Below are 23,422 nucleotides of genomic sequence, written 5' to 3'. Positions count from 1 at the left end.
ATGACAAAAGGTATTGAAGATAAAAAAATAAAATACAAAGTTGACTTGAAGGAATTCACAAAATTAATGCTATCCATCTTGGGGTTAGTTTAAAACTACTATGTAGATACTACCTAACCTCACGAATAGATTCATTTTGTAACCGCTATGAGCGTTTCGAAAATTCGGTCGTTTTTATGTACTATTCCGACTTTTCGCCAAGTGATCATTTTTAACCTACGATTGGCCGAAAAAGAGTTCAATTTAGTGGTACAGAAAATCTAATTACATTATATTGCTCCCATAAGGGTTAAACTGTAATTTAAAATGATTGACCCGTCCTGTTTTCTGTTTTCCCTGAACATGAATATTAAGCTGGTTTCCATGGCTGTCAACTGAAATCACGTTTAAAATATCGTCAGAATCAAAAATTATCTTGGAAGCACTCATTAATAGCACAACGAATGCCTTCCATTTTTCACGCATCTACCACCAAAAGTGGGGATGAGCCAGTCCTTCGAGTGAGAATTGGTCGGAGCTTCTGAAAACGGAAGTCGATGGGCCAAAACAACATTCGTACGAAACTTCCCATGAACTAGTAGCTTACTTGGTTTGTTTAGTCCATATAACTGATGGAAGCCAATCCGTTTTTATTTTTTTTAATGATAATCTTTTACCTAATGCGGTTTGCCACTGCCTATTCTACCTTGAGTGATTTCGCGGGATTGAGCAAAGCTGCACGAATGGACTGGTAACTGACCGTCAGGATCGCAATCACAATTGAGGCAACACCTGCCACTACAAAAATCCAAATGGAAATATCTACACGGTAGGCAAAGTCTTCCAGCCACTTTTTCATAAGCCAATAGGCAATAGGAGAGGCGATAACAAAGCTTAAAACAACCAGCCTTAAAAAATCTTTGGATAAAAGACCTACGATTTGATAAATGGTTGATCCAAGTACTTTACGGATTCCTATTTCCTTGGTCCGTTGCTGCGTAACAAAGGCAGAAAGACCAAACAACCCCATACAAGAAATCAAGATTGCAATGCCCGTAGACGTGTTCAAAATCTGAGCCTGACGTGCTTCTTTCTCGTAGAATTTAGCAAGTGTATCATCGAAAAACGAAGGCGAAAAATCCTGCGAGCTGGTCGGATACACTTCCTTATAAGTTTTCTCTATTTTCGCCAAAACTGCCTTAAACTCGGTAGCCGATTTTCCACTGCTCCGGATCTTGACATTGACTGCTCTTTCGTACTTTTTTTCGGATAAAAGGTAGAGAGGCTGAATCGAAGTGTGCAGAGATTGCAAGTGGAAGTCTGCGATTACACCTACGATTGGTAGTAATAATTCACCTTTCTCGCCGGAATAAGTCAGTAGTTTCCCAACCGCATCTTCCGGTTTTTTGAAACCTAGCGTTTTAGCATATGTTTCATTTATTATAAATTCTTTGGCGGTATCACTATTTGTAATATTCCGACCAGCAACGAGTTTTAACCCAAACAATGATATGTAATTGTCGTCTACCGATCGTTTGTGTACGTCGAGTTTGATTTCTTTTTTACCATCAAAATAACTGAGGCGATTGGTTGTATAGCCATTTCGTGCAGGAGTGGATCCGATGCTCACACGCTCAATCTCGGGAAATTGCCGCAGCTTACTTAATAGAACTTCTTTTTTGTCAATGTCATAGTCATGCCAGTCTGTGTAAAAATGAATGATGGCATCCTTTTTAAAGCCCAGATCCTTATTAAGCATATACTGGGACTGGGCAGCCATGATGATTGTCCCCAAGATGAAAATCTGAGAGGCTGAAAACTGAAAGGTAATCAATGACTTGCGAAGCAAAACAGTGCGGCTTTGTCCTGTTGAAAACTGACTTTTCAGTGAAGAAACTGGCGTGTATGATGAGATTACCCAGGCCGGATATAGACCTGATAGCAAACTGGTCAAAAAAGCGATGAGCATTATAAATCCCAGCAGTTTAGGATCGAAAATGTTAAACACGAATTGCTTTGGAACAAATGCTTCAGACATTTTCAGTATCGGATGTATAAAACAAATCGAGAGAAGCACGGCAACCACAGTAATGATAAAGGTTTCACACAAAAATTGAAGTATAAGGCTTTTCCTACTGCTACCCAAAACTTTCCGTACCCCAATTTCTTTGACCCGGGTAATGGATTGAGCTGTTGCTAAATTAATGAAGTTGATGGCGGCAATTAGCAGCAAAAACACCGCAATACCCATGAGCGCGTACAAAGAAGGGAGGTGCACTTGTCTGGAAAAATTATCCCTGATACTTTGATTAAAATGAATGTCGGCAAGCGGTTGTAAGCTCAGTGATCTTCCTTTGTTCCACTCATCTTTTTGGTCAAGATGCTTTTTCAGGAAAACTGGAAATTGCATGTTAATCTGGCTGGAAATCGTATTCTTTGCAACTTTGACGAAAGCCATGGAACTCGAATTTGTGTTTGTCCATTCATCCAGCTGGAATTCCTTACGCCAGTTGCCGCTCTCAATACTTTTGAAAGAAATGAAATTTTTGAACCTGAAATCTGAGTTAGCAGGCAAGTCTTTAACTACTCCTGTTACCGTAGTAACCAACGAATCACTGAAATAAACCCGCTTACCCAATACCTGTTGCAAAGGGACCTTTCCAAAATATTTTTCTGCTTCTTGCCGAGTCAGGACAACTTCATTAGGCATTTTTAGTGCGGTGCCGGCGCTTCCAACCAGCCAGTTGTATTCAAATATCTGAAAGTATTCCGGCTCGCAGATCAATATTTCAGCGTCATCATTTTTCCAGCTTCTGCGAATTTCTTTCTTATCGTCAACAGAAGTTACGGTCGCTTTGGCCGACCACACATGGCATGCTGCAAGACTCTCCAAGGCAGTAACGTCCTGCCTGATACTGGCCGGCATCGGTGCCGACAAACCCGCGTTTTTGCTTTCAACACCTTCCGCGTTTTGAAAACCGGAGGAAATCCGGTAAATCCTGTCTCGGTCTGCTTGAAAATTTTCGTAACTCAATTCGAAGTTGACCAAAAGGTAAATGACAATGCAAGCACTTACACCAATGGCAAGTCCAAAAATGTTGATAGCAGAGTAACCCTTGTTTTTTACAACATTCCGAATTCCGATTTTAAAATAATTACGTATCATATCATGACTAAATAAATTGGTTTTCTGGTAACTGTTTGATCGTTTACTCCGAGCAAATGGTCTCATTAATTTGCAAACATTAGCAATATATTTCCATCTGGCTTTTCGTTCACCCAATGTTGTGGACCAATACGCATACATTTCCAGCAGATCGCCCTGTACTTCTTCTCGTGAGTTGGGATCAGACAAACGGCTTAATAGCTTGCTGGCCCAGGTAGGTGGTTCGATATTTCCATCATGGCGTGCTGGTTCTTTGTTGCTCATAGTCTGTTCTGTAATGTGATTATGACACATCTCATCTTTCCATCAGTTGAAGTATTGGCAACGCATTCCAAAGTTCTTCCCGAACCTGTCTGGCTTCTTGTAAAGCCTTCCTGCCAAAAGGAGTAACAGTAAAAAAGCGTTTGCGGCGTCCGCCTCTTTCCGCCGTGGCACCGCCCATTGTGGAAGTGAGAAATCCCTTTCCTTCCAAACGTTGCAGGGTGGTATGTACCGCACTAAAACCAACCGACCTGCCGGTTTTCTGTTCCAGTTGCTGGGTGACAGATACCGCATAGGCATCTTCATCTAAAACGGCGACCGTGAGCAAAATCACTTCTTCAAACTCTCCCAAAAAGGTTCGTTTCATATATGTTACTATTTGTTCCGATAATGTAGGGTAAATTACGTGCCAGTACATTTTAGTACTTCTATTTTGATTTAAATGCCTCTTTTGTAAATATTGGTGTTCGATTTTGAACAAATTCTGTGCGGGACGAACAGCGATTCGGATATGTTAATATACTAGCTAAGGTGCTAGTATTTCTCGAAAATTAGCTTAATTAAAAAAAAGTATAAAATGGCTCTTCCCTTCCTGATCCTCTTTTGTCTGTCGGACTGTAAGCCGTTGCCAGAACGGTCGGCATTTTCTGGGTTTTGTGCTCTTTTTGGTTCTCGCTGGGGAAAAGAAAAGCGTTGGACTTTTCCGATTTGCATCGATCAATGCCGAATAATCAATCGTTGGGCACATTTGTCGAAAATATGTGCCCATTTGTCAATAAAGTGCACCTAACCGGTCGAAAATATCTTCCCGCGGATAGCCCAAATCTTTCAAGACCAGTACAGAATCGCTAGAATTGACCCAACGTTTTATCCGTTAGATTAAACGTTGTAGTAAGATATTGCTTAATCACCCTCTCGGGATCGGGGGGATGATTCTCTTCATCAATAGACAAAAAAACCTACCTGGGGCTGGACACCATTCAGGTAGGCTCATAAGTCAGTTTAACTATTTCTCAATTAAACCATTGTAATGTATGAAATTATCTTTAAAAATTCACATTTTCGCGCTGTCCATGATGGCCGTCATTATGCCTGCAAAAGGGCAAAATGAGCAAACCACAACGCTTTTGCCAAGTGGAAAGCTGACCTTGCGCTATCCGGTAATGAAGGAGGATAGGCTTAATTTTAACCTCTATTTATATAAGCGTAAGTTCACCAAGGCTCTGAAAATTGGGACTGTTGCAGGTGCGGGTTACCTGGCAGGCTCAATCATCGATGACCAACCGTCCGCTGTTGACCAGCCCCGGCCATCCAGGAATATCCCATTGAAAGTTTCTCTGTTCTCCTCGCTGGCCGCATTCAACTTTTTCCCTGCCAAAAAGCCATCCAGTCTAATGATCCAGGTCGATGAATATTCTGCAAACCATGAATTGATCAAATCTAAATATCTGCCGGTTTCCAGACACAAAGGAAACTTTCTTTATAGCTTTGTAAATCAAGCCTCCCAGGATGGCTATGTAACGGTTTCAATGACAAACACCGGGCGTAAGGAACTGAATTTAAGTTATAGTGGTACCCACACTACAGCAAGGGTCAACACTGATCCTCCCATTGATGGCGATACTGGAAGTAGTGACGACATTTATGACTATCACGGAGGCACTTTTGATGCTGCAACCGTTACCGATCATGCCACAAATCAGGTATACTATTTTTACTCATACCGAGGTACTATGCTGAGCAAGCAGTGGCAGGCACAATCCGAATACCTATCTGGTGGCTCTGATGGAAGTGGGGACGGAGGTGGCAGCGGTGGCGGAGACGCTACGGGAGAGCCGTCAGCAGAAGCAAAAGGGATGAACAGACAATTTAATGAATTGGGTGCTAATGGCTGCGAAGTCCGTTATGTATTATATCACTTAACCGATGTCCCACAGATGGGCGTTTTGCTCCTTGCTAATAGAAAATCTGCGGAAGATTATATGAATAGCCATGGCATGGGTATTGCAAATGAAAATGGCGCCAGCATGCCAAATGCGCTAAAGCATGGTATCATTACTGCTTTGAATTACTGTTCATTTGGCGAGCAGCATGCGTCAACATTAGCCGAAATACATGAAATGTGTAACGGTATAAATCAGAACTTATTAATGCCGGAACCAGAACTAAAAATGGATCGAGCCAATAATAAAGCAGGCTTAGAAATAGCAAAATCAGTTGGCTGCGGAAATCGTGATAATTTATTAAACGAATTGCATAAAGGCTACACAAATGGTCAATTTGTTGATATAAACGGTAATAAAACTCACTAAGTTAATGGTACTTAATCGGATAAAATATGCTAATAAAATTTATTTATATTGTCCTAATTTGCGCCTCATGTAGTTTTTTTTCAAAAAAAGAAACTCAGGTGGTTGAATTTGCTGGAGAGAACTGGGAATTTCCATCGACTGTTGGTAAAGCGGTTATAGATCATAAATTAGACTATAAGCCGCCAGCATTTTATTACAAAAATTTTAATGAAGATACCGAGGTCATATTAAGCCCAAATCTAGGGTTTGGCGATGTCGATAACGAATACCAACCTAAGGAATCGCTATATGGAAACACAGTAAACGGTTACATTTTTAGATTTCCAAGTAAACAGGAAACTTATGACTCACTGAGAACCCTTCTAGAAACAAGGTATAATAAAAAATTTATTTTAACCAAAGGAGTTAAAGATATTCCGGCTGGAATTACTATGAACGAAGACCAGAAAAATTTTGCGTATGATTTCTTAACGGTTAATAATAAATTAACTATTGGCATTCACAAAAATGTTAACCGAGTAGTAGTTAGATATATGTATGATCTTTCACTTGAGAAAATGGGGGTTAAAATGAGTAACTATTTAAATGATTAATTAATTACCCGTAGGCCCAAAACCCTGGTGAGAATATCACCTTGATTTTGGGCCTTCCTGTTTTCTCATATTAGAGCGTGTTTGGGAATTAAATTTGGTTAGCTGGGTAGACTCTTTGCAGCATCACTTGAATATTTGTCAAATACAGCCATCCTGTTGCTGATGAGGTGGTATATTCATAATCTTTGACAATTCGTCTGAAAATTTGACCAAGAAATAGTCCGTTCAACAACCCATCTCTTGGCAACAGGCACAAATCCTCTGGACGATTCTGGTTTGGATGCTTTCTCAAAATCGATGCCAAGTTTTTCAATCTCTTTTGCAAAAATGCCATTATAGGCCTGATCTCCGTATATTCTAGTCAGTCGCTCATCCTGACAAATGATATCTGGCAAGAATGCTAGTGCAGCAGATCCATCCGGGTGGTTTGCCGCATGCACATGAGCGAACCATAACCTGCCACCGCTATCGACTAAGAGTTGTCTTTTCCTGCCGTTCACCTTTTTATTTGCATCTAGACCTCGATTTTCGTAAATCATCGGAAATAGCTTGATTGGCTATCAATACTCAATATCGCAGGATTCTCATCTCTACCAATAATTTTCCTATCCAACTTATTAAGAGCTGTATTGATATCAGCGAAAATATTTCGCTTTTTCCATTTAGAAAAATGGGGTATCCTGTATAACTGGTACAAAAGTTTCATGATTACAGGGTAGGCTCGTTCTATTATGGCCTCATTATTCTGACTTTTGTCCTGCAAGGAACCTATTTAAGCGACTTATTAAATACTTAAATTCCCATATTCATTCCCCTGTCTTTTCCTGTATTCAATCCCTGCCTGCGCAGCTGCTGCCGATACCCGGCCAGCTCCATGGCATTTTTAGCAGTGCCCCTTTCCAGCCATTTCCGGGCGTGATTCGCGCCGGCCGGCCCACTGTCCTGGGCAATGCTCCGGCAGATCAGCCCGATATCGTCTTCCGCCAGGCTTTTCAGGTACGTCGACACCTGTGGGGCACTACCTTTGAATTTATCGAAGATCCCGGCCATAATCCGCTCATAGCTCTGCCGACTGCTTTGCTGGTTGCTGCGGATCTGCTCTGAAAGCCCGACAGTTGAAGCCTTACAAATTACACATTGTACGCAAGGCTACCATAATGAGGCTGGACTTTAATAATTCAACGGTTGAGCTGATAACATTTCATCTCAGATTCAGCGATGTTGGTCAACGGTTCACACTAACTTGGAAAAGCTCACTAAAGACGGCCGCTTTTTGTATAATTGCCTGCCGGTCAAAAACATCATTGGTGCCTTTGCGAATTTCTATAAGCCCGAACCACCCAGCAAAATGCTCAACAAAGCGCCATCTGTGGATCAGTGCTGGTTCCAGGTTAATACCTTCAAACCGTGTTGAGGGAACTGGTTCCTGCAAATGGGGAAATGCCTGAATGACTTTGGAGGCGTAGAAACCTGCCTCTTTTTCTTGGGCTCCATACCGGTGCAGCAGATAAATCGAATACGCCCAGCCGAACTGGCCGATTTGGGCACCGGCGTGATCCAAATAAGCCCAATTAAATTGCGTGGTATACGTGTCAAATACCTCCCAAAATAGAATATTGCGCTCTTTGGACAACGATTTTTGGCCTGATTGAGTAAGCGACAATGCGTTGCCTCGCTTTTTGACATCGGGGCTTATTAGGATGCAGGCTTTCAAAGCTTGTATGAAAGCCACATTATCCTCGGAGATCTTTTTCGTATAACCTTTCTGTATATCGTCTTGTATTAAAAGCTTGCGCTCATACAGTTCACGACAAACCGACACGGGTAAATTTCCTTTGGGGGTCAGCTTAATTGGCCCATTTGAAAGCATCCCGTAAAGAATTTCTATTAGAACAAAGAAAGGGACCTGGTCTATGGTCGCGTCAGCTGGTTTTGGATGCCGACGGATAATGGATCCGTGGCCGAAGGGGTCATTAAGGAGCAGATGCATCTGCTCGGCGGACAGCCCATCAAATCGGGCAACCGGTTTTCGGTTGCGATTTTGCATAAAAGCGCTCAACTTTTGGTTGAGCTCCTCTTGTGACCAACGCCCCCTGGCCGCATCGGGGTGTGCGTCGAGAAACTCCCGCATGATCTCGTCAGCGAACCCCATAACAGTTGTGTTTATCTGGCTGTAAATATAGTAGTCCTGCGAATTCATGCCTAGTGGTTAGGCTAAATCTCAACACCAGGTGTGAGAACCCTGTATGCCGCAGTCAGCGCGTGGGTGGAAAATATGGTGCCACAGACCGCCTTATTCCGTGACGGATTGACGATGCTAGGAATGCCTGAGCTCCTGGCACGGGAGCTCGGGCATTCCTAGAATGCAAGTCAAGAAGGCTGGCATTGCTTGACTAGTATACCTTTTAATTTAGCCATGTCGTCAGCAATCTTCTTGTCGACAACTTTGGCATATTGCTGAGTCGTTTTGATGTTTCGATGCCCAAGCATTTTAGAAACACTTTCTATCGGAACTCCATTGGTAAGAGTAACAGTAGTGGCAAACGTATGTCGCGCCAAATGGAATGTGATGACTTTCTTTATCCGGCAAACATCTCCAATCTCTTTCAGATAAGAATTCATTTTCTGGTTCGACAGAACGGGGAGTAACCTGTCTTTTGCAATGCACTCAGCGAAGCCGACGTATTTGTCGAGCACAATTTGAGCCATCGGCAAAATTGGAATACGCGACGGAGTATCTGTTTTCTGCCTTTTTATTGAAAGCCACTTTTCGCCGTCTACGCCGTCAACAATCTCGGAACGTTTGAGCTTGTAGACATCGGCATACGCCAATCCAGTGTAGCAGCAGAAAATGAAGATGTCTCGGACGTGCTCAAGTCGCTGATTATCGAAATCCCTGTTTGAAATCGTCTGAAGCTCAGCCGGAGTGAGCGCCTCCCTATTGACCTCTTTCAACGTTATTTGGTAGTTTGCGAATGGATCTCGCACTAGCCAACCCTTCTTGACACAAATGATGACGATTTTTTTGAAATTCGTCAGATATTTCATCGCTGTGTTGTGGCCCAGCTGCTTTTCCGTCTTCAACCAGAACGCATATTCTGATATGAAATCGTAGTTGAGCTTGTTGATATCAAATTCAGTCGTTTTATATTTCCATTCAATGAATGCCTTTGTGTGGTCGAACGAGGTTTTGTACCGTCCAAGCGTTCCCAAGGCATAGTCACTGCCTACCATCCGCGCCAATTTCTCATTGTGATCCCGAAAAATTTCAAGGATATCTTTCGATTTGTCCGACACTCCATTAATTCTGTTCCGAAGTTTTTCAGCACTCAGATCGATGTTCGCTTCCAGCATCTGTTTTTGGATGTCATACACTTTCAGTTGCATGGCGTCAAGATAGCTATTCAAAACTCGTGCATCTTCCCGTGTCCCGTTTTTGCGCCCGGTAACCGAATTCCATTTTTCGGGCTCGCATTCTCTCTTTGTGGAAATCTCAAATCGTTCGCCATTGGTTGTTATCCGCAGATATATCGGTAATGGGCCCTTAACATAGCCGCTTCTTTTTTTTAGATAAAAGAGCGTTGTGAGGTTTCTAGATAACATAATGATAGTTTTAAGTGAATTAAATCTACTATCAATGCCGTCAAAAAATCAAGATGTTTCCTTCGTAAACAGGTTGTAATTCAGTGTGTTATATCGGTTCTGGTGAGCAGATTTTTTACTTTGACAATGCTCACCAAATGCTCACCAGAATATTGGGTAAAATTGAATATTCTGGCAGAGGCTTAAAAAAGAAAAAGCCTGTAAATGACTCATTTACAGGCTTTTGTTGCTTTTTGTTACGCTTATCAGCAGAGAGGAAGAGATTCGAACTCTCGATGCAGTTACCCACATACTACCTTTCCAGGGTAGCCCCTTCAACCACTCGGGCACCTCTCTATTTCGTGGTTATGGGGTGCAAAGATAGTGAAGAGATTGTTGTTTCCAAATCCACGGTGAAATCAAATGCTCATTTCTCCTCGCAGCGGCTTGCCGAGCATGTCTATGCAGGCGCCGCCAGGCTGTTCGCAGGCGAAAACGTACATCATTTTGGTGATGGCCGCTTCGGCTGTGATGTCCGAGCCGCTGATGACGCCGGTCTGTTGCAGGAATTTGCTGGTTTGGTACTGGCCTTGGGAGACGCGGCCTCCGTCGCATTGGGAGACGTTGAAAATGACGATGCCTCGCTCGATGGCATTGCTGATCGCATTCAGGAACCAAGGCTCGGTGGTGGCGTTGCCTGCGCCGTAGGTTTCCAGGACAATGCCTCTTAATCCTTCAATATTTAAAATGGATTCCACCACTGGCTGGCTGATGCCAGGGAACATTTTCAGGAATGCAACATTACGATCAAAGCTTTTGTGGACTTTCAGCTTCAAACCGGGTTGGTAAGACCTGATATAAGGAAAATTGTATTCGATATTCACGCCTGCGTTCGCTAGTGCTGGATAGTTTTCTGAATGAAATGCATTGAAATCGGAGCTTTCCTGTTTTTTGGAGCGGTTACCGCGCAGCAGGTTAGAATTAAAGTAAATGCAAACCTCGGTGATAATAGGATGGCCTTCCGCGTTCTTGGCGGCCGCGAGTTCCAATGCCGTAATTACGTTCTCGCGCGCATCCGAGCGCGCCACGCCTATGGGTAGCTGCGCGCCCGTAAGGATGACGGGCTTATTCAGGTTTTCGAGCAGGTAACTCAATGCGGAGGCGGTGTAGGCCATCGTATCCGTCCCGTGCAAAATCACAAAGCTGTCGAACTGCTCATAATGCTCTTCGATGATTTCAGCCAATTCGGTCCAGATCGACGGGTTCATGTTGGATGAATCGATCGGCTCCGGCAGTGACAGGAAGGTAATATCGAAGTCCAGACGGCTTATCTCGGGGACCTTTTCAATGATCTGCTGGAAATCGAATGGGACGAGTTGTTTGCCTTTGGTTTCGTATACCATTCCAAGCGTGCCTCCGGTGTAGATCACTAGCACAGAACCAACGGTCGGTTCGGGCGAAATGGGGTTGATGTGTATTTTGGTATAACTCATTGTGCTACTTTGTTGAGCATGCTTTTCGCATTGGCGGTGGTGGCGGCGATCACGTCGGCTTTGGCCATTTCTTTGAGGTCGGCCACGCGCTGAGCTACGAGGTCAATATAAGCGACTTCATTGCGTTTGCCGCGGTAGGGGACAGGTGCCAGGTAGGGCGCGTCGGTTTCGAGTACCAGGTGTTCCAGGCCGACGTGCGGGATTACTTTGTCCAAACCACCATTCTTAAATGTAGCCACACCGCCAATGCCGAGTTTGAAACCTAGTTCAATGGCCTTCTGCGCTTCTTCCAACGTGCCGGTGAAGCAATGGAAAATGCCGGTTAATGCCGGATCGGCGAAATCTTCAATGAGCTTTACGGTTTCCCAAAACGCGCTCCGGCTGTGAATGTCGATCCAGAGGTTATGCTTGCGCGCGAGGCCGCATTGGTATAGAAATGCTTTTTCCTGCTGCTCTTTGAAGGTAACGTCCCAGAATAAATCCATTCCGATTTCCCCAATGGCTATAAACTCGTATTTGGCCAGCCATTCTTCCATGATCTGCAGCTCCTTTTCAAAATCCTTCTTCACATAAGTGGGGTGGAGGCCGATCATCGGAAGGCATTTGCCGGGATATTTTTCGGCGAGTTCGAGCATGCCGTCAATCGTTTCGTGGTCGCAGTTGGGCATCCATATCTGCTCAATTCCGGCATTCCAGGCGCGGTCGAGCATTGCGGTACGGTCCTCGGCGAAATCGTCGCTATATATGTGGGCGTGGGTTTCAATCATATTACATGGGTAATGCTTCAAAGCGGTAGCCCTTCTCGCTGAAATGTTCGAGGTAGCGGGGGAGCGTGTGAAGCATGTTTTTGGCGGCTTTGATGCTGTCGTGAAAAAGCACGATGGAGCCGGGCCGGGTATATTGAAGGGATTTTTTTAAACAAATTTCGGGGGTAATCTCGGCGGAAAAATCGCCACTGAGAACGTCCCACATGATGATCTGCTTGTCGCGGAGAACAAGCCTCGACTGGCTCTTCTTAATACGTCCATAGGGCGGACGGAAGAGTTTGGTTTCGAGGTTCAGTTGCGCTGTGCATTGCTGAATGTTTTCCAGATAAACAGCGTCCTCGGTTTTCCAACCGTTCATATGGTTGAATGTGTGGTTACCAATGGAATGTCCGTCGGTTTTTACCATTTCATATACGTCGGGATGTTTCTGTACGTTGTTGCCAATGCTGAAAAAGGTGGCTTTGGCATTGAATCTGGCCAGGATATCGAGCACATTTTCAGTAATATCCGGAATAGGTCCGTCGTCGAAAGTGAGGAAAATGATTTTTTCCTTCGTGGGAATATGCCAGGTAAAACCGGGAAAAAATGCTTTCAGCCAGAATGGAGAATGGTGCAAGAACATGCTGTCAATAACAGATATGACTCAAATATAACCTTTATGGATGTTTATATATGAATCATATAACAAGAAAGCTGCCGGGTGGGGCAGCTTTCTTGCAATACATTATATAGAGGCTGGCTTAAACCTGTACCGCTTATGCGTGCGCAAATACAGGATTCAGCATCGATACAGCCTTCGCTTCGAGGAATGACTCGCCCATCAGGTACTCGTCCACCGAACGTGCTGCTTCACGGCCTTCGCTGATCGCCCATACCACGAGTGATTGTCCGCGGCGGCAGTCACCTGCTGCAAATACTTTCTCGTTAGAAGTCGATTGGTACCCGTTGGTTTTGATATTACCACGCTCGTCGAATTCCAGGTCGAGGTCGCTCAGCAGGCCTTCTTGCTGCGGGTGCAGGAAGCCGGCTGCCAGGAACGCCAGGTCGCAGGGAATAGTGCGTTCGCTGCCTTCTACTTCTCTCATTTGCATACGGCCAGTTTCAGGGTCTTTCTGCCAATCGAGGTCGACGATCTTCAATGCGGTCAGGTTGCCGTTTTCATCACCGACGAATTCTTTGGTGTTGATAGACCAATGTCTGTCGCAGCCTTCCTCGTGCGAAGTCGACGTGCGGAGCATCATCGGCCAGTTCGGCCATGGCGTGCTCGCATCGCGCTCTTTCGGAGGGATAGGCATCAGCTCGATCTGCGTTACGGATTTCGCACCGTGACGGCCCGAAGTGCCCACACAGTCGGAACCCGTATCACCACCACCGATTACCACCACGTGCTTGTCGGTAGCGAGGATTTCGCCATTGGTGTAAGTCGCGCCACGGTGATCTACCACACGGTCGATACCGGCCACGCGCTTGTTTTGCTGGCTGAGGAATTCCATCGCGAAGTGTACGCCTTTGAACTGACGGCCCTGGATTTTTACGTCACGGGGAACAGTCGATCCAACGGTCAGCAACACCGCGTCGAATTCATTTTGAAGCTCTTCGGCTTTGATATCCACACCCACATTCACGCCGGTACGGAACTCCACGCCTTCCGCTTCCATTACAGCCATGCGGCGGTCGATAATGCCTTTGTCAAGTTTGAAATCGGGGATACCGTAACGTACCAGACCACCGATTTTATCCGCTCTTTCCAGCAACACTACTGAGTGACCGGCCTGGTTGAGCTGGTAAGCAGCTGCCATACCCGCAGGTCCGGAACCTACCACCGCCACTTTTTTGCCGGTGCGGGTTTTAGGAATGCGCGGTTTAACCAAACCTAATTCAAATGCTTTTTCGATGATCGATTTCTCGATGTACTCGATCGCTACCGGCGGCTTGTTGATCCCCAGTACGCAGGATGCTTCGCAAGGAGCGGGGCAAATACGGCCTGTGAATTCAGGGAAGTTGTTGGTAGACGCTAATATTTCGTAGGCCAGTCCCCAGTTTTCATCATACACCGCGTCGTTGAACTCCGGGATGATGTTGCCTAGCGGACAACCATTATGGCAAAAAGGAATTCCGCAGTCCATACAACGGGCTGCCTGCTGTTTGGAATTAGAGTCGGTCGGTGCGGTTTCGATCTCACGGTAGTCTTTCAGACGCTCGTCAATGCTTCTCTTTTTCGGCAACTCCCTTTCAAACTCTAAAAATCCGGTTGGTTTTCCCATTCTTATTACTGATTTAAAAAATTCTGATAGTTGATCTTGAAACTGAAAATTACTGGTGTACTACGTCTACGACGATGTCTTTGTACACCACATTTTTGTCTGCAATCTGCTGTGCAAGTGTGATACCACGTCCTTCCAACGCTTTGCGGAAATCGGATGGCATTACTTTCACAAACTTCTTCACAGATTCTTCCCAGTTCTGGATCAATTGGAAAGCAATATTGCTGGTTGTGTATTGGAAGTGCTTGTCCAGATACTCGCGCAGGATGCTTTTATCCTCTTCGTTCAATGGTTCCAGCGTCACCATTTCTTTATTTACTTTCTCTTCGAAGGTTCCGTTCTTGTCGAGGACATAAGCCACACCGCCGGACATACCCGCCGCGAAGTTGCGTCCTGTTTCGCCGAGGATGATCGCCAGACCGCCCGTCATGTATTCCAGACCGTGGTCGCCGACACCCTCCACAACCACTTTCGCGCCCGAGTTACGTACGCAGAAGCGCTCGCCCGCTGTTCCGCGGATGTAGGCGTCACCCGAAGTAGCACCGTAGAATGCCACATTACCGATGATAATGTTCTCTTCCGGCTTAAACTTCGCGTCGCGGTCGGGGTACACGATCAGTTCGGCGCCGCAGAGGCCTTTTCCGAAGTAATCGTTCGCGTCACCTTCCAGTTCGAGGCGCACACCCAATGTGTTGAATGCACCGAAGCTCTGGCCCGCAGTACCGCGGAATTTGAAGTGGATATTGCCGTTTGGCAAGCCCACACCGCCGTATTTCTTCGAGATTTCATTCGAAAGCATCGTTCCCACCGACCGGTTCAGGTTGTTGATCGGGAATTCCGCGTAAATCTCTTCCTTGCTGTCGAGCGCCGGTTTAGCCGAACGGATCAGGTCGAGGTCGAGAATGGCGTCGATACCGTGATCTTGCTCTTCCTGCTTGAACTGGGCTACCGAAAGGTCGCCTTCTTTGTACAGGATCGCGTCGAAGTTCAGGTTTTTGTATTTCCAATGTTTGATATCATTGCGCAGTTCGAGGTACTGGGCCTGACCAACCATTTCATTAACAGTTCTGAAACCCAATTGTGCCATGATCTCGCGCAGCTCTTCCGCCATGTAGGTGAACATATTCACAACATGCTCAGGCTTGCCCGAGAACAATGCGCGGAGTTCTTTGCGCTGTGTAGCCACACCCACAGGGCAGGTGTTCAGGTGGCATTTACGCATCATGATACAGCCGGCTGCTACCAGCGCGGCGGTTGCTACACCCCATTCTTCGGCACCGAGCAATGCGGCGATCGCGAGGTCGCGGCCGGTACGGAGCTGTCCGTCGGCCTGAACGGTTACCCGTCCGCGCAATTTGTTTCTTACCAATGTCTGGTGCGTCTCAGCGAGGCCAAGCTCCCAGGGCAGACCCGCGTGCCGGATCGAGCTCAATGGAGAGGCGCCCGTACCACCGTCGTAACCCGAGATCAGGATGTGGTCGGCGTGTGCTTTCGCTACACCGGATGCTACGGTTCCTACACCGGCTTCGGATACCAGCTTCACGCTGATACGTGCGGCACGGTTGGCGTTTTTAAGGTCGAAGATCAGCTGCGCCAAATCCTCGATCGAATAAATATCGTGGTGAGGAGGAGGGGAGATAAGCCCTACACCCGGCGTCGAGTGACGGGTACGTCCGATCCAGTCGTCCACTTTGAAGCCCGGAAGCTGACCGCCTTCGCCCGGTTTTGCACCTTGTGCTGTTTTGATTTGCAGCTCGCCCGCATTGCTCAGGTAATGGCTTGTTACACCAAAACGTCCCGAGGCAACTTGTTTGATCTGCGAATTCATGCTGTCACCGTTTGGCAGGCGGTTGTAACGCAGTTCGTCTTCGCCACCTTCACCGGAGTTGGATTTGCCGCCAATGCGGTTCATCGCAATCGCCAGGGTAGTGTGCGCTTCCCACGAAATCGATCCGAAGGACATTGCACCGGTAGCGAAGCGTTTGAAGATATTTTCAACAGGCTCCACTTCTTCCAGAGGAATCGCATTGCCTTTCTTAAAACGCAATAATCCGCGGAGCGTCAGCGCTTTGTGGCTCTGGTCGTCGATCAGTTTAGAGTATTTCTTAAACTGCTCGTAGCTCGCATTGCGGGTTGATTGTTGCAGCAAATGCACCGACTGCGGGTTAAAGATGTGTGCTTCACCACGTTGTTTCCATTGGTAAACACCACCCACTTCGAGTCGTGGCTTTTGCTCCGCGCTTTCGTGGTAAGCCACTTTGTGACGCACCAGGATTTCGCGGGCAATCTCAGGAATGCCCATACCGCTGATTCGCGAGATGGTTCCTGTGAAATATTTGTCGATTACATCCTTGTTCAAGCCCACGCATTCGAAGATCTGCGCACCCTGGTAGGATTGCAGGGTAGAGATTCCCATTTTCGAGAATATCTTCAAAAGCTCCTTGTTAACGGCCTTGATATAGTTGTAATGCAGTTTTTCATCGGTGAACTCGCCTTCGATCATGCCTTTGCGGTTCATGTACGAAAGCGTTTCGAACGCCATGTAAGGGCAGATACCCGCCGCACCGTAGCCGATCAATGTCGCTACGTGGTGGGTTTCCCAAACGTCTCCCGCTTCAACGAGCAATCCTACACGTCCTCTCAATCCTTCGCGGATCAGGTGGTGGTGGATGGTTGCCGTTGCGAGCAATGAAGGGATCGGCGCATGGTCGGAGTCGATGGCGCGGTCGGAGAGGATCAGGATCTCGAAACCGTCGTCGATAGCGTCTACCGCGTAACGGCAGATTCTTTCCAATGCTCTTTCCAGTGCTTTTCCACCTTCGTCGGCGCGGAAGTAGGTATTGATTGTTTTGGCCTGGAAGCCGTCTTTATCTACAAAACGCAGCTTGTCGAATTCCTGCACCGAAAGGATCGGGTGCGGTAATGCGATCTGGCGGCAGTGTTTTGGTGTTTCAGTGAGAATGTTCTCGGTGCTGCCTACGAAAGAGATCAGGGACATGATCGCACGTTCGCGGATCGAGTCGATCGGCGGGTTGGTAACCTGTGCGAAAAGCTGTTTGAAATAGGTAGACAAATGCTGGCTCTGCTCGGAAAGAACGGCAAGCGGAGAGTCGGTACCCATTGAACCGATCGCTTCCATACCAGTTTGCGCCATGGGTCCGAGGATCATGCGCAAATCTTCCGACGTATAACCGAATGCTACCTGGCGTTTCAGCAATGCGTTCTCGTCATACGCGCGGTACGTGCGAATCGGGTGATCGAGCGCGTCCACGTGCAGTTTGTTATCATCCAGCCATTGCTGGTAAGGCTGCGCCGAGCAGATTTGCGATTTGATTTCTTCGTCGGGAACAATGCGTCCTTGCTCCATATCCACCACGAACATACGTCCGGGTTGCAGGCGGCCTTTGGTAACTACTCTTGATTGATCCACCTCCAACACACCCGCTTCCGAGCCCATGATGATGGTATCATCGTCGAGTACCCAGTAGCGTGAAGGGCGCAGACCGTTACGGTCGAGCGTAGCGCCTACCATTTTACCGTCGGTGAACGAGATCGACGCAGGACCGTCCCAAGGCTCCATAATCGCGGCATGGTATTCGTAGAATGCCTTGCGCTCAGGATCCATCTGCTCGTTGCCGTCCCATGCTTCGGGGATCAGCATCATCATCACGTGTGGCAATGAGCGGCCCGAAAGGTGCAGTAATTCAATGGCATTGTCGAGGTTGGCGGAGTCGGACTGGTTCCTGTCGCAAATCGGCAGGAGCATATCCATTTCTTCTTTCGAGAAGAATTTGGACTCGAATGATTTTTCCCCGGCGCGGATCCAGTTCACGTTACCTTTCACGGTGTTGATCTCACCATTGTGCGCGATGTAGCGGAATGGCTGGGCCAGCTCCCATGAAGGGAATGTGTTGGTCGAGAAACGCGAGTGTACGACTGCCAATGCAGATACAACCGATTCGTTTTCCAGATCCGGGAAGTAATATTTTAACTGGGCAGTGGTAAGCTGTCCTTTATATGAGATCGTGCGGCATGAAAGCGACGAGTAATAGAAATTCTTCGCGCCTTTTACCGTGTCTTTAATCAGTCTTGCCGATACCTGGCGGAGAATGAACAGCTTGCGTTCAAACGCCATATCGTCCGTAATGTCGTCCGGACGTTTAATGAAAACCTGCTCTACTGATGGTTCAACAGAGAGAGAGCCTTCACCGAGGGTATTGTTCAGGGTAGGAACCTCGCGGTAGCCGAGCAGTTGCAGGCCCAGCTTCTTGATCTTTCGGTTCAGGATATCCCTGCTTTCCTCCCTGGCAAGCTCGTCGCCCGGGAAAAAGATCATCCCTACACCATACTCACCTGCCGGCGGCAGATGGAAGCCCAACTTGGTAGATTCTTCTACAAAGAACTCGTGAGGGATCTGAATTAAAATACCAGCACCGTCACCGGTGTTAGGGTCAAAACCAGTAGCACCCCTATGCTCCATCCTTTCGAGCATATGAATGGCATCAGCCACGATCTGGTGCGACTTACGACCCTTGATGTTAGCCCGGAAACCGATTCCACATGCATCATGCTCAAATTCCGGGCGGTACAGTCCCTGATTTTCTACCATTTGTTCAGACATTTGCGACATTTATCGAATTGTAGGTAATTAACAAATTCGTAATTAGAATCTGTTTAAATAAGCACTTTAAAAGGAAAGCGAAAACGCCAGTGTGTGATGATTTGGGTAAAGCCACGCAAGATAATCATAAAAAATATTTGGCTTATAATGGGAATGGCAAAATTTTATATCACCAATATACATTTGGCCGATTAATTACAATTATTATCGAAATATTGATAATCGTGTAACGAATACCCGTATTGGTTACCATTTTGCTAAGCTGGAAACGCCATTTTCGCTTCCTTGGAGGATTACAAAAAGTGCCTAAGGAAAATATAAAAAGTGTGGCAAAGACATCAAAAAACGTCCCGCCGGGGCTTGGCGGGACGTTGTCGTAAATGGCTGGAAATTATATTATTCAAATATCAAGGCTCTTTCGATTCACTTACGCCTTCGTAATCTTCATCGTCGTAATCGTCATCGCCCGCACCGAACTCATTTTCAAGACTGTGCATGAAAACGGCGTCGATTGCCTCCTCTTTGGTAGGCAAAACCGTGAGATCGGGAATATGCAGGTCTTCCAAAGTATCCATGAAATCGTCGTCGCGTGTGACGATCGCGAGCATGCCCAGATCGTTCGCACACAGGCGGTTTACTTTTTTCAATGTGGCGATTCCCGTCGCGTCAAGTGATTTCACCGTTTGCATATTCACGATCAGGCTGTGATAGCCCTCCCTGAAAAGCGAGCGGGCTGTTTCTTCGAAAGACGCTGGTACATCACCGGCGAAAGCGGCTGCATCCGTTTCGATATAGACGTATTGTTCTTTCTTTTCCAGTTTAAAATCCATTTCGGTTGTCGTTTTGTCGAACAATTATTTTGTTAAGTGAGTAGTTCGCCTCAGGCCATTGCACGCAGAATGGCTTTTTCAATTCTTTCCAACGGGTGGTCCAGGTTGTTTTTCTGGAACTTCATGCCGGTAACCTTTTCGAAAAGCTCGATGTAGCGTTCGGAGATCGACAGTATTTTTTCGTCTGTCATTTCAGGTACGGTCTGGCCGTCTTTACCCTGGAAGCCGTTCTCGATGAGCCATTCTCTTACAAATTCCTTGCTAAGCTGTTTTTGGGACACTCCGGCGCGCTGATTTTCCTCATAAGTATCTTTATAAAAGTATCTTGATGAATCGGGAGTGTGGATTTCGTCGATCAAATAAATCGTGCCATCCAATTGTCCGAATTCATATTTGGTATCCACCAATATCAATCCCTGATCGGCGGCCATTTCGGTTCCTTTTGCAAACAATGCGAGCGTGTAACGTTCCAAATGCTCGTACTCGTCTTCGCTCACGAGCCCCTGCGCGAGGATTTGTTCCCTTGAAATGTCCTCGTCGTGGCCTTCGTGGGCCTTGGTAGTAGGCGTAATGATGGGCTGAGGGAGCTTGTCGTTCTCTTTCAAACCCTCGGGCAATGCCACGCCGCATACTTCGCGTTTTCCTGACTTGTATTCACGCCACGCATGACCGGCCAGATAACCTCTTACTACCATTTCCACCGGGTAGGCCTGGCATTTGATACCGATGCTCACGTTCGGATCCGGCACTTCTTCGAGCCAGTTAGGCACGATATCGGAAGTGGCGTTCAGGAAGTGGGCGGCGATCTGGTTCAAAACCTGGCCTTTATAAGGGATAGCACGGGGCAGGATCACGTCAAATGCCGAAATACGGTCGGTGGCGATCATCACCAGACGTTTTTCAAACGAGTAAACGTCACGGACTTTCCCTTTGTAAAAGCCTGTCTGGCCGGGGAACTGGAAGTTGGTTGCTGGTATACTGTTCATTAGATTATTGGTAAAATTACCATTCGATTTCGCTCTTTTGTCCGGGCTTTTGGTTGTACTGTTTGCGTCGGAGCTGGTAAATATATTGGGATTCGTTCGATTTCATGGCATCAAGAATGGCCCTGGCCTGCTCTTCCGACATGTTCATCGCTTTAAGACTTTTCAGAAGTTCCTCTTTTTTTAAGTCCTCAGTAGCCTCCCGTGATTCTTGCGGCGGTTCGGGCGGCGTTTGTGGCTGGTTCTGGGCGGTTTGTTGCTGGTTCGACCTTCTTTTTTTCGTAGTGAGGTCCGATGGCTGCTCCACGCCCGAGAAGCTCTTTTTGAGGATAATATAGTTAACCCTCGCAAGTGCATTGCCCGGTTCTAGACGTAATGCGGTTCTAAGGTGCGTCAGCGCGCTGGCTGTGTCTTTTTTGTTTACGAGAATCAATGCGATTTGTGCATTGGCTACCGATGCAATACTGTTATTTTCAATGTCACCTAGTAGCCTGTAATGTTTCAAAGCCTGTTTGTAGTCGCCCGTTTTGTATAGTGAATGGGCTAAATTCAACCTTGCGGCAGGGTCGGAAAAGAGCGAGCCATAGGTGATTTGCCGGTACAGCTCGGCCGATTTCGTAAACTCTTTTTTCTGAAAAGCTCGCTCGGCATCCAGCTTTCTCTGGTTCGCCTTGGTAATGGAATCGAACGTACGGTTATCCCAAAGCCAAAGCAGGACATAAAGGATCAGAGACGTCATATCGGTTCACATTTGGGTGCAAAAATAGGGAATTGCTGCTTACAGTCGAAACGTTCCAATGGTAATTAGTACGTCGAGCAGGATCAGTACGAGTGCTGCCCCCAGAAAATAGTAATACTTGTTACTAACAACCGTAATCGTCCGCGAATCCACCAGCGCGCCTTCGGCCTGGTTTACGTCGCTGATCAGCTTCTGAATATCATTCTTCGAATTGTTGAGCTCATAATACGTCCCGCGCGATGAATTGGTGACCCCGCGCAGGAAGTTCTCGTCCAGTTTGCTGATGACCAGCTTGTCGTTTTTGTCCATCAGCGGCTTGCCGTTTTCCTGGATGCTGATGCCGACCTTTGTGCCCACCGCCACTGCGTACACCCCGATGCCGAACCGCCTGAGATTGTTGAAGAGCGCATTACTGCAACCCGAACCGTTCTCACCATCGGTAAAAAGCACCATTACTTTCGAGCGGCTCGTCGGGTCGGCGGTATTCATGAGTTTGTTGTAAGCCATTTCCATTGCGCCGCAGACGTTCGTACCGTTCGTAGGCAGCAGGTCTGTTTGCAGCGACTGGATGAAAAGTTCGAGCGCGGCCGCGTCGTACGTAAGCGGGACGTGGATGTACGCGTCGTTTGAGAAAATGATAATGCCGATCCGGTTCGCCCGCTCATTCTCCACAAACCGGTTCAATTCAAATTTCACCTTTTCCAGGCGCGAAGGCGTAACATCCGCCGCGTCCATTGACTTCGATAGATCGACCACCATGAATATGTCCTTTCCTTTCGCCTGAATATCACGCTCGGCCTCGCCGAACGATGGCCCGAGGAGGCTAATGATCAAAAGCGAGAAGGTGATGCTGCGTAAAAAGAGTTTGATGATAAGCGTCCGCGCCGTGGTTTGAAGCTGCCGGGCGATGCGAACGGTGCGTATGATGTAGGCTGTATAAGCGAAAATGAAAAAAAATATAAAAAAATATTCAGTGCTCTCAAAGGGGTAATTCCAGTTCATAATGAACGTATTGTGTAATTTAAACTTTGCCAAAAATAGGGATTTCAGGCTTCTGGTGAAGTTTTTTTTCTTGAAATGTTTGCTTTTCTGAAAACGAACCCGCTATATTTGCATCCCGGAACGACGGAAGAAGGAGGGATGGGTGAGTGGCTGAAACCAGTAGTTTGCTAAACTGCCGTACTCGCAAGGGTACCGCGGGTTCGAATCCCGCTTCCTCTACACCTTTTCTGAACGTCTGAAAGTAAGGCTCTTTTAAAAGTAGAAAGAGAAAAATTCGGGGAGTGGCGCAGCCCGGTAGCGCATCTGGTTTGGGACCAGAGGGTCGCAGGTTCGAATCCTGTCTCCCCGACGAAAAGCAAAAACAGGCAGTAAGCCGTATGCAGTTTCACTGCACTGCTGACTGCCTGTTTTTTTTGAAGTTAATCGACCAACTGCTTAGAAGGCAGTAGGTCTCCAATATCCGGTCCCGTAGCTCAGTTGGATAGAGCAACTGCCTTCTAAGCAGTAGGTCTTTGGTTCGAATCCAAACGGGATCACGTGAAATGCCAAGCACTTGCGATGGTTCGTGAGTGCTTTTTTGTTGGGTGGCCTTCTAAGCAGTAGGTCTTTGCCGGGCCGCCGGGCGGTTCGAATCCAAACGGGATCACTTGATTATTAAGCACTTGCGATTATTCGTAAGTGCTTTTTTTGTTGAGCGGCCTTCTAAGCAGTAGGTCTTTGCCGGGCCGCCGGGCGGTTCGAATCCAAACGGGATCACGCGAAATGCCAAGCACTTGCGAATATTCGTAAGTGCTTTTTTGTTGAGCGGCCTTCTAAGCAGTAGGTCTTTG

Annotated in this window: 18 protein-coding genes and 4 tRNA genes; 6 read left to right on the top strand and 16 right to left on the bottom strand. The window is 46.8% G+C overall.

Going from position 1 to position 23,422, the window contains the following annotated elements; translation table 11 throughout:
- Positions 1-676: 676 nt before the first annotated feature.
- Entirely contained in the window at positions 677-3,409 is a 2,733-nt protein-coding gene (locus tag IEY24_RS13505) for an ABC transporter permease (protein WP_188932866.1), read from the bottom strand.
- Between the two features lie 31 nt (positions 3,410-3,440).
- Complete coding sequence (locus IEY24_RS13500) at positions 3,441-3,773, bottom strand: PadR family transcriptional regulator (RefSeq protein ID WP_188932864.1); 333 nt, start codon at positions 3,771-3,773, stop codon at positions 3,441-3,443.
- A gap of 667 nt (positions 3,774-4,440) precedes the next feature.
- On the opposite strand from IEY24_RS13500, the gene IEY24_RS13495 reads away from it, so the two are divergent.
- Positions 4,441-5,718 carry a hypothetical protein gene (locus tag IEY24_RS13495; RefSeq protein ID WP_188932862.1) on the top strand — a complete coding sequence of 426 codons (1,278 nt, stop codon included), beginning with the start codon at positions 4,441-4,443 and terminating at the stop codon, positions 5,716-5,718.
- 26 nt (positions 5,719-5,744) lie between these two features.
- Positions 5,745-6,311: a hypothetical protein gene (locus tag IEY24_RS13490; RefSeq protein WP_188932860.1), complete on the top strand. Its 567-nt coding sequence runs from the start codon at positions 5,745-5,747 to the stop codon at positions 6,309-6,311.
- A 176-nt stretch (positions 6,312-6,487) separates the two neighbouring features.
- Here IEY24_RS13490 and IEY24_RS13485 read toward each other — a convergent pair whose 3' ends face one another.
- From IEY24_RS13485 to IEY24_RS13475, 3 genes are all read right to left on the bottom strand, one after another.
- Entirely contained in the window at positions 6,488-6,850 is a 363-nt protein-coding gene (locus IEY24_RS13485; protein ID WP_188932858.1) for a transposase, read from the bottom strand.
- 253 nt (positions 6,851-7,103) lie between these two features.
- Positions 7,104-7,361, bottom strand: coding sequence for a hypothetical protein (locus IEY24_RS13480; protein ID WP_188932856.1), 258 nt, complete (start codon positions 7,359-7,361; stop codon positions 7,104-7,106).
- A 175-nt stretch (positions 7,362-7,536) separates the two neighbouring features.
- Positions 7,537-8,511: a hypothetical protein gene (locus IEY24_RS13475; protein ID WP_188932854.1), complete on the bottom strand. Its 975-nt coding sequence runs from the start codon at positions 8,509-8,511 to the stop codon at positions 7,537-7,539.
- Between the two features lie 33 nt (positions 8,512-8,544).
- Here IEY24_RS13475 and IEY24_RS32965 point away from each other — a divergent pair, with 33 nt between their 5' ends.
- Positions 8,545-8,673: a hypothetical protein gene (locus IEY24_RS32965; protein WP_262892411.1), complete on the top strand. Its 129-nt coding sequence runs from the start codon at positions 8,545-8,547 to the stop codon at positions 8,671-8,673.
- An 8-nt stretch (positions 8,674-8,681) separates the two neighbouring features.
- Here the strand turns inward: IEY24_RS32965 and IEY24_RS13470 are convergent, their stop codons facing one another.
- The 11 genes from IEY24_RS13470 to IEY24_RS13420 form a co-directional block, all read right to left on the bottom strand.
- Positions 8,682-9,914 carry a site-specific integrase gene (locus IEY24_RS13470; RefSeq protein WP_188932852.1) on the bottom strand — a complete coding sequence of 411 codons (1,233 nt, stop codon included), beginning with the start codon at positions 9,912-9,914 and terminating at the stop codon, positions 8,682-8,684.
- A gap of 249 nt (positions 9,915-10,163) precedes the next feature.
- A tRNA-Ser gene (locus IEY24_RS13465) sits at positions 10,164-10,250 on the bottom strand.
- Positions 10,251-10,312: 62 nt separating this feature from the next.
- Positions 10,313-11,386 (bottom strand): asparaginase, encoded by a 1,074-nt coding sequence (locus IEY24_RS13460; RefSeq protein WP_188932850.1) that lies wholly within the window; start codon positions 11,384-11,386, stop codon positions 10,313-10,315.
- Positions 11,383-12,153, bottom strand: coding sequence for a TatD family hydrolase (locus tag IEY24_RS13455; protein ID WP_188932848.1), 771 nt, complete (start codon positions 12,151-12,153; stop codon positions 11,383-11,385). Before IEY24_RS13455 ends, IEY24_RS13460 begins: the two co-directional genes overlap by 4 nt.
- A 1-nt stretch (position 12,154) precedes the next feature.
- Positions 12,155-12,775, bottom strand: a complete 621-nt coding sequence (locus IEY24_RS13450) for a polysaccharide deacetylase family protein (protein WP_188932846.1) — start codon at positions 12,773-12,775, stop codon at positions 12,155-12,157.
- A gap of 133 nt (positions 12,776-12,908) precedes the next feature.
- On the bottom strand, positions 12,909-14,417 hold the full coding sequence (locus tag IEY24_RS13445; RefSeq protein ID WP_188932844.1) for a glutamate synthase subunit beta: 1,509 nt from the start codon (positions 14,415-14,417) through the stop codon (positions 12,909-12,911).
- A 49-nt stretch (positions 14,418-14,466) separates the two neighbouring features.
- On the bottom strand, positions 14,467-19,047 hold the full coding sequence (gene gltB, locus IEY24_RS13440) for a glutamate synthase large subunit (protein ID WP_188932842.1): 4,581 nt from the start codon (positions 19,045-19,047) through the stop codon (positions 14,467-14,469).
- A gap of 398 nt (positions 19,048-19,445) precedes the next feature.
- Positions 19,446-19,868, bottom strand: coding sequence for an STAS domain-containing protein (locus IEY24_RS13435; protein ID WP_188932840.1), 423 nt, complete (start codon positions 19,866-19,868; stop codon positions 19,446-19,448).
- Between the two features lie 50 nt (positions 19,869-19,918).
- Positions 19,919-20,854 (bottom strand): phosphoribosylaminoimidazolesuccinocarboxamide synthase, encoded by a 936-nt coding sequence (locus IEY24_RS13430; protein ID WP_188932838.1) that lies wholly within the window; start codon positions 20,852-20,854, stop codon positions 19,919-19,921.
- Between the two features lie 16 nt (positions 20,855-20,870).
- Positions 20,871-21,590: a tetratricopeptide repeat protein gene (locus tag IEY24_RS13425; protein WP_188932836.1), complete on the bottom strand. Its 720-nt coding sequence runs from the start codon at positions 21,588-21,590 to the stop codon at positions 20,871-20,873.
- 39 nt (positions 21,591-21,629) lie between these two features.
- Complete coding sequence (locus IEY24_RS13420; RefSeq protein WP_188932834.1) at positions 21,630-22,592, bottom strand: vWA domain-containing protein; 963 nt, start codon at positions 22,590-22,592, stop codon at positions 21,630-21,632.
- Positions 22,593-22,724: 132 nt separating this feature from the next.
- Between IEY24_RS13420 and IEY24_RS13415 the strand changes: the two genes are divergently transcribed.
- The 3 genes from IEY24_RS13415 (at position 22,725) to IEY24_RS13405 (ending at position 23,128) form a co-directional block, all read left to right on the top strand.
- Positions 22,725-22,811, top strand: a tRNA-Ser gene (locus IEY24_RS13415).
- Between the two features lie 56 nt (positions 22,812-22,867).
- Positions 22,868-22,941, top strand: a tRNA-Pro gene (locus IEY24_RS13410).
- A 113-nt stretch (positions 22,942-23,054) separates the two neighbouring features.
- Positions 23,055-23,128: transfer RNA gene (locus IEY24_RS13405), tRNA-Arg, on the top strand.
- Positions 23,129-23,422 lie beyond the last annotated feature (294 nt).

Source organism: Dyadobacter endophyticus (genome assembly GCF_014641595.1).
Lineage (GTDB): Bacteria > Bacteroidota > Bacteroidia > Cytophagales > Spirosomataceae > Dyadobacter > Dyadobacter endophyticus.
This window is presented reverse-complemented; position numbering and strand designations above follow the sequence as displayed.